Genomic DNA, 12,721 nt, shown 5'->3' on the forward strand with positions numbered 1-12,721 from the left:
GGGTCGGCCGGAGCACGTGCTGGCTGGACTGCGCGGGCACAGGGCTCCTCTCGGGAATCGGCGCGGACGGGACTGGGTGGATCTATAGGAAAGGCGGGAACGTCGAGTCAGGTTACCGACGTCGGCTCACGGCCGGGCAACGCGGCTCCAATCTTATGAAGCCTGCAGAACGAACCGTCGCGACGGCTCGGGTGAAGGGGGGATCCGGTCGCGCTGCAGCGCCCAGGAAGCGATGTTGTGGAACAGCGGCGCCACCGACCCGCCACCGCTGCCGTCGGAGCTGCGAATCGGCGCGTCGAGCATCAGGCCGATGACATAGCGCGGATTGTCCGCGGGAGCAATACCGGCGAAAGTGATGTAGAACGACGAGGTCGAATAGCAGTGGCAGCTCGGGTCGACCTTCTGGGCGGTACCGGTCTTGCCCGCCACCTGATAGCCATCGATCGCCGCGGACCCACCGGTCCCCATCTGCACACCCATCGGATCGCGCTGCACGACCGCCTGGAACATGGTGCGCAGCGTGGCCGCGGTCAGTTCGCTCACCACACGCACGCCGTCGGGCTGCGGCTCCTCGGTGCGGGTGCCGTCCGGTGCGGTCTCGGACTTGACGATGCGCGGCGGAATCCGCACGCCGCCATTGGCAATGGCTTGATACATCCCCGTCATCTGCAGGGTCGTCATCGAAAGGCCCTGTCCGATGGGCAGGTTCGCGAAGGTACCGCCGGACCACTGGTCGCGGGCAGGCACCTGGCCCGGGCTCTCGCCGGGCAGTCCGACACCGGTGCGCTGGCCGAGTCCGAATCGGTTGACCATATCCGCGAACCGGTCCTCGCCGACCCGCTGCGCCAGCATCAGCGTGCCGACATTGGAGGACTTACCGAAGATGCCGGTGGTGGTGTACGGCAGAGTGCTGTGCTCCCAGGCGTCGTGCACGGTGACGCCCGACATCCGGATCTCGCCGGGCACCTGCAGCACCTCGTCGGGATTGGTCAAGCCGTATTCGATGGCCGCGGCCGCCGTCACGATCTTGTTGACCGAACCGGGCTCGAAGGGATCCTGCACCGAGGGGTTCTGCATCTCGGCATTGCCCCAATGCTGCGGTCCGAGCGCCGGGTTGAAGGTGTTGTCGTTCGACATCGCCAGCACCTGGCCGGTCTTGGCATCCAGCACGACGGCCGAGGCCGCGTTCGCGCCGGACATCTCCTTGGCCTGCTGCACCTGCTGCTGCACGTAGTACTGCAGATCCGAGTCCAGGGTCAGTTGCACCGAATAGCCGTTCACCGCAGGCTGCTTATCGCGCCAGCTGCCCGGAATGACCGCACCGTCGGAGCCGCGGTCGTAGGTCTGCGAGCCGTCGGTACCCGCCAGCAGCGAGTCCAGCGACGATTCGAGACCCATCTGGCCGTGTCCGTCCCAGCCGGTGGTGCCGAGCACATTGGCTGCCAGCGAGCCGCCCGGATAATCGCGCACATCCTGGCGCTCGGCCCCGACCTCGGGAAATTGCACCTTGATATCGGAGGCTATGCGCGGATCGACATTGCGGGCGAGATAGACGAACTCTGTATCGCTCTTCAGCTTGTCCAACAGTGCCGATTCGGCGGGCGCGTCCTTGCCGATCTTGTCGTGGATGGTCTTGGCGATCGCTTTGAGCCGCTCATCGGGATCCGGAGCCTTGGCCGACTTCTCCTTCGCATCGGCGAGTTGTTTGCGCACGACCACCGGCTGGAAGGTCAGCGCCTGCGCGCTCAGCGTGATCGCGAGGGACTTCCCGTTGCGATCGGTGATCGGCCCACGGGTGGCGTACTCGGGCTCGTGGGTGGTGCGCTGACTGGCCGCCTGCGCGGACAGGCTGGGCGCGGAAATGCTCTGCACCCACAGCAATTGCAGCGCGACGACCGCCAGTGCGATCAGCATGATCACCCGGCCGACACCGAGCCGCAAGCGCAGCGGGCGATCCGGGGCGGCCGCCCGCGGTCTGGACGCGGTTGCCGTCCTCGATGTCCCGGCGGCTCTGGTAGAGCCCGCCTTGGATGCCGACGGCCCGCGGCGCTGACGCGACGCGGGCCTGGTCTGCCGCATGCTCATCGGGCGCCCTCGTCCGGGGTGGGCGCTGGTTCGGGCATCTCGGACTGCGGCGCTCTAGCTTGCGCCGGTACGGGCTGCGGAGTTTCCGGTTGCGGTGTCTCCACCGGAGCCTGCGCGAGCGGACTCGGCGTCGGCCCCGGGCTCGCCGGTGTCGGGCTGGGCGTCGGACTCGCCTGTCCCGCAACCGCGTTCGCGGGCTGGCCGGTATTCGGCTGGGTGGGCGGCGCGGTCGGCGTGGTCGTCACCGGAACCAATCGTTCACCGCGGGCCTGGGCATTGCCGGTCGGCGGGACGGTGGGCGTGGTAGGCGAACTGTTCAGCGGCGGCACCGGCGCGCCCTGGGCGGGCGTCGGCTTGCCGATCACCGTTACCCCGCCATCCGGTCCGATCACCAGCCGGGCCGGATCCTTGGCCGGGATCATTCCGAGTTCGCGGGCCCTGGCGGCAAGTTCGGGCGCGGAGTCGGCGGCCTCGACCTCGCGCTGCAGCGCCGCGCGTTCGTCGGCCAGCTTGCGGTTGGTCGCCCTGGCATCGCCGAGCTGATAGCTGTCCTCCGCCGAACGAGTGGTGAGCAGCAGGGTGAGCGCGAGACCGCAGCCGAGCAGCGCGATGATGGCCGCCACGAACGGAATTCGCGAAGCCATCGCAGATGCGCGTTGCTTCGGCAGATCGTGCTGGTCCCCCGACTGCTCGGCCCGCATCCGCCGCTTGGCGTAGGCCCGTTGTGCGGCACCCGATTTCACCCGCTCGGCGGCCTGAACCCGGCGAGCGATCCGGCCCGGCGCCTCGACGGTACGCGTGCGCACACTCATGCTGTCCCCTCCTGGATTCTCTGCGCCGCGCGCATCCGCACGGGTGCCGCCCTCGGGTTCTCTTCGATCTCTTGTTCGGTCGCCTTCTCGGCGCCCCGGGTCAGCAACTTGAATTCCGGTCCCATACCGGGCAATTCGACCGGCAGGTCGACCGGTGTCCGCGATGTCGTGCGCGGCGCCAACTCCTGTTTGACCACCCGATCCTCGAGCGACTGATACGACATGATCACGATCCGGCCGCCGACCCGCAGCGAGTCCAGAGCGGCGGGCAGAGCGGCACGCAGCGAGTCGAGCTCACCGTTCACCTCCACCCGCAGCGCCTGGAAGGTCCGCTTGGCTGGATGCCCGCCCGTCCGCCTGGCGGCGGCCGGGATTGTGGCATAAAGCAATTCGACCAATTCGGCACTCGTGCGAAACGGCTTCTGCTGCCGACGGCGTAACACCTCGGAGGCGATCTTGCCCGCGAAGCGTTCCTCGCCATAGGTTTTCAGCACGCGCGCCAGATCACCGTGGCTATAGGTGTTGAGCACATCGGCGGCGGTGATGCCGGTGGTCGGATCCATCCGCATATCCAGTGGCGCGTCGACGGAGTAGGCGAAGCCGCGCTCGGCCTCGTCGAGTTGCATCGAGGACACGCCGAGGTCCATCAGGATGGCGCTCACCGATCCGGTGGTCGGCAATCCGGCCTGCTTCAGCGCGGCAGCGATTCCGTCATATCGGATGTGCACCAAGGTGATTCGGTCCGCGAACGGCGCCAATCGCGCACCGGCCAATGCCAGCGCATGGGTATCGCGATCGAGTCCGACGAGATGGATATTCGGATAGGTGCGTAGGAAGTGTTCGGCGTGTCCGCCCAAACCCAATGTGGCGTCGACATATACCGCGCCGGGCTCGGCGAGTGCCGGACCGAGAAGCGCGTCGGCCCGCTGGAGCAGAACCGGAACATGGCGAGGACCGTCCTGTTCACGGTTCACCTCGACCTCCCGGAATCCTGCCTCGCGTCGTCGCGCATCGAGCCGTGTCAGTGGGATCAATCGCTGCGGGGTCGCCTTGTTACACAGCTACTTTCGAAATACGAATGCCGCGGGGTCTCTGACCGGAGCCTCGGCACCTGGCGTCGGGGAAGTACGTCAGGGTCCGCGCGTCCGGGCAGAGGCCGCGTGGCACTCGTTCGCTCAGGGCTAGAAGATTCCGCCCAGCGACTCATCTCTCGCTTGCGCGTAGTCCTCCTCGTGCTCGGCGAGGTAGGACTCCCACGCCTGCTTATCCCATATCTCGAGGAAGTCGACCGATCCGATCACCACGCAATCCCGCGAAAGGTTCGCGTAGCGACGATGATCGGCCGACAACACGATCCGGCCCTGGGCGTCCGGACGCTGTTCATCCGTACCGGCCGCGAGTGCCCGGACGAACGCGCGCGCCTGCGGATTGCTTCGAGAGGCCGCCGCGGCTCGCCGTGCGAGAGCGGTGAACTCTTCCTTGGGATATACGGCAAGGCTGTGGTCCTGACCCTTCGTGACCATCAACCCTCCCGCCAGATCGTCTCGAAACTTCGCAGGCAACGTCAGTCGCCCCTTGTCATCCAACCGAGGTGTATAGGTACCGAGAAACAACCCGCTACCTCCCGGATCAACCCCGTGATACGGGGAGCACGATCACCTCGGATGTATGCCCTTCCTCTTGTGCGCGCTCCACATTACCCCACTTTCCCCCACTTTCAATCGAAACTCGGGGTGATCTGGCTCCCCGCGTCGTCGATTGCGCAGGTCATCCCAGCTATCACTGTGGTGGAGAACTTTTTCCGTGTTCTGGCGACACGCGCCACAGGGCGAGACAAGCGCCCGACAACTACCAGCAAACGCCCTGGTTCCCCAGGTTCCGGCCGGTCACGGGGCGGCGCGGAGGTGGGTGGTGGGAGGTTGTGGAGGAAGATCGTGGGGCGTTGTGGGGAACCGCGCGCGGCGCACCTCCAGCAGCCGGATGGTGCACGCATGAGAACGCGCCGCCGCACCTGGTCGGTGCGGCGGCGCGTTCGATATGCAGATGTCGGCTACGGGCGCGCTACTCCTGGTCGAAGCGGCGGCGGAACCGATCCTCCATGCGCTCGGAGAAACCACCGGACTTGCGCTGTCGCCCACGTCCGCCCGATCCGCCACTCGCGCCACCGGATTGGGCATTGCCCGACCGGTCGCCCTTGGCGATGCCCTTGGAACTGCCGAGCAGCAACAGCACGCCTGCGGCGAACATCACGATGAATCCGATCAGGCTGATGATCGGAAAGTCGCCCAGCTTCACCGGAGCGGCTATACCGGCGACGAGTAGAAACAGGCCGAGGACGAACAAGGCCGCGGCCTGGAGTCTGCGACGACTCGAGGTCGAGCGAAGGCGTCCGCCGCGGACGGACGACGCGAACTTCGGATCCTCAGCATAGAGCGCGCTCTCGATCTGTTCGAGCATGCGCTGCTCGTGCTCGGAGAGTGGCACGGTACCTCCCCCGGCACTAGGACGTGGCTGTCGCCTCCGGGTAGGCGACAGATAACCAAGGTCGGCTATCTGCCACCAATGATACGAGTTCGATCAGTGCCGTACCACCTACTCGCCGATAACTAAGCGGTCATACCGCCGGACCAGCCCGGCGCCGGGCGCAATCGAGCCCCGGCATTCACCAGATCTTCCACATCGTGGAGGAATGCGCCCACCCGCGAATAGAACTCGTCGGCCTGCTGATCATCCACATTGCGATCCAACCCCGCCTCCAGCGCCGCCCTGATCTCCGAACGGGCGCTGAAGTAGTCGGCCCACATGACGAATTCGGGCGCGGCGCGCTGCATCAGCACCCAGGCATTGCGCGAGCGCGCCCGCGGCGCTGCGTCTGCCCCGGTGAACGCGAGCACGGCACCGGCACCGCGCAGCGCGGCGAGATACGCGGTCCGAAAACGTTCGCGCGGGTCGCGTTCCCCCGCCGCCTGCATCAGCAAGCCGTCCGCCCGCTGCAGCAGCTTGCCCGCCTTGCCGGGTTGCCCCGGGTGTTCGATCCGACCAGACATCAGCCGTCCCTCCGAGTCGCTCACCTGGCCTATCCTGGGCGCGAATGCCGAGTTCCCAGCACCGCGGGGATCGAACAGGTATTCGAACGTTTGAATTGAGATTGAATATAGGGACACCCACCGACAACTTTCCGCGGACCGACGAGAGCCATGACAGCCGTCAAGCCCAAACACACCCCCGCCAACGCCCCTGTCGTCATCGACCTCTCCGTCGCGGCGCTGCGCTCCCGGCTGCACGACGCGCTTGCGGTGTACGTCGCGGCGATGGAATATCCGCACGGCACCGAACACCATCGCGCACCGATGTGGACCGAGCACACCACCCGCGTCGGCTGGCAGGGCGTCGCCGCCGTCATCCCCGATGATTCCGGGCAGATCGACCTGCGGACCGCACCGATCGTGGCCATCGCCTACGGCTATCGCGGTGCCGCCCATCAGTGGTGGCATCAGCAGGTGCACAGCGGGATGCGGCGCTCGGGCTGGCCGGAACATTCTGCACGCGAACTGCTTTCGGACTATTTCGAACTGACCGAGCTGCACGTGCATCCGTCGGCGCAGGGCCGCGGCATCGGCGGCGAACTGCTGACGCGGCTGCTGGCGAATCGCGCCGAGAGCGCGGTGCTGCTGTCCACGCCGGAAGTGCAGGGCGAGGCCAATCGCGCCTGGAAGCTGTATCGGCGACTCGGATTCACCGATGTGATCCGGAATTTCGTCTTCGCCGGGGATACCAGGCCGTTCGCCATCCTGGGACGGCGGCTGCCTCTGTGACCGTTGTGGTCGTCGGGTCGGGCCATAACGCGCTCGTCGCGGCTTGCTATCTGGCGCGGGCCGGGGAGCGGGTGGAGGTACTCGAGCGCGACGAGGTGCTCGGCGGCGCGGTCTCGACGGTCGAACGCTTTCCCGGTCATCTGGTCGATCGCGGATCGTCGGCGCACATCATGGTGCGCCATACCGGGATCATCGAGGAACTCGAGTTGTCGCGCTTCGGGTTGCGTTATATCGATTGCGATCCTTGGGGTTTCACGCCCACGGGGCCGGATGGCGGTCCGCCGATCGTTTTCCATCGCGATCTCGATCGGACCTGCGCCGGAATCGCGGAGATCTGTGGTGCGCGGGATGCGGTGGCCTATCGGCGCTTCGTCGAGGTCTGGGGGCCGCGGTCGGCGCGGGTGATGCGCGCGTTCGGCGGTGCACCGACGCCGGGGCGGCTGCTGCGTTCGTTCTGGGGGCTGGACGCGCGCGATGGCGGGAGTGCGTTGTCGCGGGAGTTCCTGCAGACCGGCGACGCCCTGCTGGACAGCTACTTCGACGATGAGCGCCTCAAGGCGTCGCTGGCCTGGTTCGGTGCGCAGTCCGGGCCGCCGATGTCGGAGCCGGGAACCGCGCCGATGGTCGGATTCGCCGCACTGATGCATACGCTGCCGCCGGGACGGGCGGTGGGAGGAAGTGGGGCGCTGACGACGGCACTGGTCGCGCGGCTGCGCGCCGACGGCGGAGTGGTTTCGGCGGGCGACGCGGTCACCGAGCTGCGGCAGGTCGGTGCGGGCTGGCAGGTGCGCACGGCGTCGGGACGAAGCCTGCACGCGGACACCGTGATCGCGGGCGCCCATGTGCTGACCACACTGGATCTGCTGCGGGGCGGCGGATTCGACGGTGCGGTGCTCGACGACTGGCAGCGGCGGATCCGGGTCGGGCCCGGTATCGGCATGGTGGTGCGACTCGCGACGTCTGCGCTGCCGCAGTATCCCGGTAGTTCGACCGCTGAATCCGCCGATGGTCTGCAATTCCTCGTCTCCGATCGGCGGCAGCTGCGGCGCGCGCACGGTGCGGCGCTGGCCGGTGATCTGCCACCGCGTCCGGTGGTGCTTGCCATGAGTTTCAGTGCGCTGGATCCGAGCATCGCCCCGGCCGGTGAGCATCAGCTCTCGCTGTGGGCGCAGTGGCATCCGTACGAGCTGGCGGACGGGAGCGACTGGGCCGCGCACGCGGAGTCGGAGGCCGATCGGATCATCGCCGAAGTCGATTCCTATGCACCGGGTTTCGGGGCGAGTGTGCTGCGGCGATTCGTGCAGACGCCGGTCGATCTGGAGCGTGAGCTCGGGTTGCGCGGCGGGAATGTGATGCATGTGGAGATGTCGCTGGATCAGATGATGCTGTGGCGGCCGCTGCCGGAGTTGTCCGGGCAGCGAGTACCAGGCGCGCCCGGGTTATATCTCACCGGTGCGTCGACGCATCCCGGTGGCGGAGTGTCCGGAGCGAGCGGGCGCAGCGCGGCACAGTTGGTGCTGCGCGATCGACGGCGCAACCGGTTACCCCTGCTGCGCAGACGATGACGGACTTCACCGGGCCAGCCGTGCCGGAGCCGGACGAGCGACCCACATCAGGGACGGAAAGCCCTGGTCCGGGGACCATCGGGCGAGCAGGGCCCGCTCGCGCAACGGATTCCGACGTCCATAGTCCAGCGAGTCCGGAGACCACCCGACGAACCGAGCGCTCCGACACAAAAGACTCCGACATCCACAGTCCAGCCAGTCCGGAGACCACCCGACAAACCAAGCGCTCCGACACAAAAGACTCCAACGCCCACAGTCCAGCCAGTCCGGAGACCACCCGACAAACCAAGCGCTCCGACACAAAAGACTCCAACGCCCACAGTCCAGCGAATCCAGAGACCACTGGATGCGCGGAGTCCTCCGACACAACGGACTCCGACGTCTGCGGTGCTGACGGGGACCCGGCAAGTCGGCACGGCGCAGGTCGGCTCTCGCGGTCGGCGGCGGCCTTTCGATGGACGCCGCGGCTGCTGGTGCCCGCGGTCCCGGCGGTGCTGCTCGTGCTCGTGCAGATCAGTTATCCGCTTGCCTCGGGGGTCGCTCGCGATCGGGTGACCGTCGCAGTCGTGCTGTTGTCGGCGGGGACGGCGCTGGTGCACGCGGTGGCGACGCGCGGCATCAGGTACGCGTTGGGGTTCGTGGTGATTGTCTCCGGGCTCGGATTGGTTGCCGAAATCGGCGGTACGGCAACGGGTTTCCCATTCGGTTGTTATGCGTATGCCGACGGCAGATCGGGGCCCGCGGTGGCGGGGGTGCCGTTGGTGGTCGCGCTGGCCTGGACCGGTGGGCTGTATCCGGTGTGGGTGGTCGCCGGGTTGTCGACTCGGCGGTGGGCCGTGCGAGTCGCTATGACCGCGGTCGGGGCCGTGGGCTGGGATCTGTTCCTCGATCCGCAGATGGTGGCGGACGGGCAGTGGACTTGGTGCGCCGCCGGTCGGGGGCTGCCCGGGCTCGATGGGATTCCGTACACGAACTATCTGGGGTGGTTCGCGGTGGCGCTGGTGATGGCGTTGCTGCTGACCGGCTTGGATCGCGTCGCGGGGGCGGGGAGTGCGAATACGTTCGCGCCCGCGGCAGAGCGCCTGCTGTCGACAGCGCAGACACCGGCGAGAGCCTCCGATGCGGCGCAGGCTGGAATACCGGCGCTGGAGTTGGCAACGCCTGACTCGACCAGTCCGGAGCACGGATCCCGAGGGCCGGTATCCCCGATCTCGGCAGACGCGGTGGTCCCGGTAGGGGTGTTCATGTGGACCTGGCTCGGTTCGACGCTCGCGCACGCTGCGTTCCTCGATCTGCCGTATTCGGCCTGGTACGGGTGCGTCGGGCTGGGGGTGCTCGGCGTGCCGCTGCTGGTGCGATCGGTCGCGGCCCGGCGGGGCTGAAGCGATGCGGACCAGCTGTCCGATACTTCGGTCGGCGTACGTTCCGCCCGTCGCGTGGCAATTCGGGGCGAGCGCCTGGCACGATGTGAGCCGTGCAGCCGAGTCCTCTCACCGCGATGCCCGACACATCGGTTCTACCGCCACGTTCTCCCCGGCCCGGAGCACGGGTGGCCGCGGCAGTACTGCTGGCCGCGATGCTGGTGCCCATGCTCGCGGGCTGCCTGCGGGTGCAGGTGTCGATGGGTGTGTCGTCCAATGACCGGGTCTCCGGTCGGATCGTGGCCGCGGTGGTCCCCGCGGACGCCAACGACAAGGGCCCGCAGCTGAAGGCGCCCGATTCGCTGGCCGCGAAGGTGCGGGTCGAGCCGTACAGCCAGGACGGCTATGTCGGCAGCAAGGTGTTCTTCGAGGATCTGTCCTTCGGTGAGGTCGGCCAGCTCGGCGCGCTCTCCGATCAGACCCAGGGCATGTTCAACCTGTCGTTCCAGCGCACCGGCGACCTGGTCAGCCTCAATGGCCGGATCGATCTGAAATCCGTTCCGCCGCACGGTTCAGATGTGCAGTTCACCGTGGCTTTCCCGGCCCGCGTCGCCAAGACCAACGGCAATCGCGAGGACGACTCGACCGTCTCCTGGAAACTGCCGCCCGGCGATGTCTCTACCGTGCGCGCCGAGGTCAGCTACGCGGACCCGAATACCCGTTCCTTCGCGGGCTGGGCAGGCATCGTCGGCGGTATCACCCTCGCCGTCGCCGCCATCATCGCCGCCATCGCCTATATGGACCGCAATCCGGCACCGCCCGGTGCGCCGGAAACCAACTTCTCACCGAGCCATCTGTGGCGTTCGCTGACCCGCCGCTGACGCGAACCCTGCGCGCGGGCGCGGCGATCGCCGCGTGGACGGGTGCGGGTATCGCGCTGTTCGGTTGCGGAACCGCGTTATTCAACCGCGTGACGGTGCGCAGGCTCTCGGCCGGACCGAATACGGTGATCGAGCCGGTGTCGGTGTGTATCCCGGCGCGCGATGAGGCACAGCGACTGCCCGAGCTGATCGATGATCTCCGTGGCCAGGTGGGCGTGCCGCGACTGCGGGTGCTGATTCTCGACGACGCGTCGTCGGACCGGACCGAAGCGGCCGCGCTCGACGCGATTGCAGGCGATTCGCGCTTCACGGTGTTCCGCTCCGAGGCCGAACCCGCACCCGGATGGACCGGGAAGGCCGCGGCCTGCGCGCGACTGGCCGAGTTGGCCGATGCCACTGTGCTGATCTTTCTCGATGCCGATGTGCGGCTGGCACCGAATGCGATCGCCGCGGCGGCCGCCGAATTGCGCCGCAGCCGAGCCGCATTGTTGTCACCGTGGCCGTACCAGGTGACCGAATCGCTGGCCGAGGCGCTGGTGCAGCCGCTGCTGTGCTGGTCGTGGGCGACGAGCCTGCCGATCGCGGCCGCCAATCGCAGCCTGCGCCCCTCGACGGCCGTGGCCTGCGGCCAGTTCCTGGTGTTCGACGCCACCGCCTACCACGCCATCGGCGGGCATGCCGCGGTCGCCGCGAGCCCGACCGAGGACCTGGATATCGCTCGCGCACTGCGTCGCTCGGGTCGCCGGACCGCGCTGGTCACGGCAGGCCGAGCGGCGAGCACCCGAATGTATCGTGGCGCAGCCGAACTGGAGACCGGTTACAACCGCTGGCTGTGGTCCGCCTACGGCGGCACGACAATCGGCGGCGCGGCGGTGGGAGCCGTTGCGACACTGGCCTACTGGGCGCCCCCGCTGGCGGCGATCGGCGGCCGAGGCTCGGTACGCATCGCCGGTCTCATCGGCTACGGCGCCGCGGTCGCCAGCCGCCTGCTCGCGCGCTCGCTGGAACGCGGCACCACGACCCGCACGGACGCCCTTGCGGCCCTGGCACATCCGATCTCCATCGACGCCTACCTCCGCCTCTGGACCCGCTCCCGCCGAGCCCACCGCACCGGCGCGCTGACCTGGAAATCCCGCCCCCTCGCCCCCAACCACTGATCAAGATCAGGTGGAATCCGTGGCGGCATCGCCCGAGTAGACCCAGCCGCCAGTGCCACCTGATCTTGATCGGTGGGGCCCGTGGATCAGCGCACGGTGGTGAGTCCTACGGTCGGGAGGAAGAAGCAGGACTTGGTGCCGTTGTCGACGGTTCCGAAGACTGCGGCGAGTACCGTGCCGGATCCGGTGTCGACCGGAACCGCGCGCACACCGCCGACCGGGAATATGGCGAAGAAGTCTTGGACGGCGCGTTCGGCCAATGGCCTTATCTCGGCCGGGGTTTCGGCGGGCACCATCGTGCGGACCACATCGGAGATCGATCCCATGGCGGTGATGCCGCTGCGGCCATTGGCCAGGTTGACCCAGGCGACGTTCATGCCCGAAGCATTCGTGCCGTCCGCGCCGAGGCCGTAGGGGACGAAGGTGAACATGACCTGGCCCGCCTTGACGGCGGCCGGGTCGAGTCCTGGAATGGCCACCGTGGTTTTGGGCCACGGCCCCGGGACCGCGCCCGCCACCGCGGGCACCAGACCGAGGCTGCCGGTGTCGGAGCAGAACGGCGCGACCGCCGGGTACAGGAACGGGTCGATGCCGAAGGTGCGCAGCGCCTCCACGACGGCTCGGTAACCGGCGAACAGATCACCGGGTGCGGCTTGGGCCGACGGTGCGGTCGCGGCCGGAACGGCGGGTGCGGGTATCGGCGCCGGACCCGCGGCGGCGATGCCGGGGGCGGCGAGAGTCATCGCGGCCGTACCGGTCGCGATAGCGGTTAGCGTGATCAGACGGCGCAGCAGGGTCACGGCGGACCTCCTCATCGTCGGGCACGAATCGAGGTCCGAGAGTACTCCGGCAAACCTTCGCAACAGCGTCTATTTCGGCAGGCGACACGTTCGCGCCGCGCGTCCCGATGGACCGCCGCGGCGATCCGCGGGCGGGCGAACCGGACGAAGAGCACGCGGAAAACTTGGTTCGAAATGCCGCGATCCACCGCACGACCGAGCCAATAGTGCCTGCTCACGACCATGCAAACAAGGTCTGCGCTCAC

The 12,721-nt window shown here is 67.8% G+C and carries 12 protein-coding genes; 5 read left to right on the top strand and 7 right to left on the bottom strand.

Annotated elements, in window-relative coordinates:
• Positions 1–153 precede the first annotated feature (153 nt).
• From ACQPZ2_RS32455 to ACQPZ2_RS32480, 6 genes are all read right to left on the bottom strand, one after another.
• Positions 154–2,079, bottom strand: a complete 1,926-nt coding sequence (locus ACQPZ2_RS32455; protein ID WP_433527581.1) for a peptidoglycan D,D-transpeptidase FtsI family protein — start codon at positions 2,077–2,079, stop codon at positions 154–156.
• A 2-nt stretch (positions 2,080–2,081) separates the two neighbouring features.
• Positions 2,082–2,897, bottom strand: coding sequence for a hypothetical protein (locus tag ACQPZ2_RS32460; protein WP_433521919.1), 816 nt, complete (start codon positions 2,895–2,897; stop codon positions 2,082–2,084).
• Positions 2,894–3,871: a 16S rRNA (cytosine(1402)-N(4))-methyltransferase RsmH gene (gene rsmH / locus ACQPZ2_RS32465; RefSeq protein ID WP_433521920.1), complete on the bottom strand. Its 978-nt coding sequence runs from the start codon at positions 3,869–3,871 to the stop codon at positions 2,894–2,896. The genes ACQPZ2_RS32460 and rsmH overlap by 4 nt, the downstream gene beginning before the upstream one ends.
• 207 nt (positions 3,872–4,078) lie before the next feature.
• The gene (mraZ, locus tag ACQPZ2_RS32470) at positions 4,079–4,510 is read right to left on the bottom strand and encodes a division/cell wall cluster transcriptional repressor MraZ (protein WP_036535307.1); all 432 of its coding nucleotides are present in this window, start codon (positions 4,508–4,510) and stop codon (positions 4,079–4,081) included.
• A gap of 448 nt (positions 4,511–4,958) precedes the next feature.
• Positions 4,959–5,381 carry a DUF3040 domain-containing protein gene (locus ACQPZ2_RS32475; RefSeq protein WP_040688643.1) on the bottom strand — a complete coding sequence of 141 codons (423 nt, stop codon included), beginning with the start codon at positions 5,379–5,381 and terminating at the stop codon, positions 4,959–4,961.
• 122 nt (positions 5,382–5,503) lie between these two features.
• Entirely contained in the window at positions 5,504–5,944 is a 441-nt protein-coding gene (locus ACQPZ2_RS32480) for an SAV_6107 family HEPN domain-containing protein (RefSeq protein WP_063041982.1), read from the bottom strand.
• 150 nt (positions 5,945–6,094) lie between these two features.
• Between ACQPZ2_RS32480 and ACQPZ2_RS32485 the strand changes: the two genes are divergently transcribed.
• The 5 genes from ACQPZ2_RS32485 to ACQPZ2_RS32505 all read left to right on the top strand — a co-directional run bounded on the left by ACQPZ2_RS32485 (position 6,095) and on the right by ACQPZ2_RS32505 (position 11,676).
• Positions 6,095–6,712, top strand: a complete 618-nt coding sequence (locus ACQPZ2_RS32485) for a GNAT family N-acetyltransferase (protein WP_433521921.1) — start codon at positions 6,095–6,097, stop codon at positions 6,710–6,712.
• The gene (locus ACQPZ2_RS32490) at positions 6,709–8,277 is read left to right on the top strand and encodes a phytoene desaturase family protein (protein ID WP_433521922.1); all 1,569 of its coding nucleotides are present in this window, start codon (positions 6,709–6,711) and stop codon (positions 8,275–8,277) included. The genes ACQPZ2_RS32485 and ACQPZ2_RS32490 overlap by 4 nt, the downstream gene beginning before the upstream one ends.
• Positions 8,278–8,750: 473 nt before the next feature.
• Positions 8,751–9,659: a carotenoid biosynthesis protein gene (locus ACQPZ2_RS32495; RefSeq protein ID WP_433521923.1), complete on the top strand. Its 909-nt coding sequence runs from the start codon at positions 8,751–8,753 to the stop codon at positions 9,657–9,659.
• Between the two features lie 116 nt (positions 9,660–9,775).
• Positions 9,776–10,519, top strand: a complete 744-nt coding sequence (locus ACQPZ2_RS32500) for an LppM family (lipo)protein (protein WP_063042024.1) — start codon at positions 9,776–9,778, stop codon at positions 10,517–10,519.
• Between the two features lie 8 nt (positions 10,520–10,527).
• Complete coding sequence (locus ACQPZ2_RS32505; protein WP_433527582.1) at positions 10,528–11,676, top strand: glycosyltransferase; 1,149 nt, start codon at positions 10,528–10,530, stop codon at positions 11,674–11,676.
• An 86-nt stretch (positions 11,677–11,762) separates the two neighbouring features.
• Here ACQPZ2_RS32505 and ACQPZ2_RS32510 read toward each other — a convergent pair whose 3' ends face one another.
• Entirely contained in the window at positions 11,763–12,476 is a 714-nt protein-coding gene (locus ACQPZ2_RS32510) for a hypothetical protein (RefSeq protein ID WP_433521924.1), read from the bottom strand.
• Positions 12,477–12,721: the final 245 nt, after the last annotated feature.

It is taken from the genome of Nocardia pseudovaccinii (assembly GCF_050942345.1).
Lineage (GTDB): Bacteria > Actinomycetota > Actinomycetes > Mycobacteriales > Mycobacteriaceae > Nocardia > Nocardia pseudovaccinii.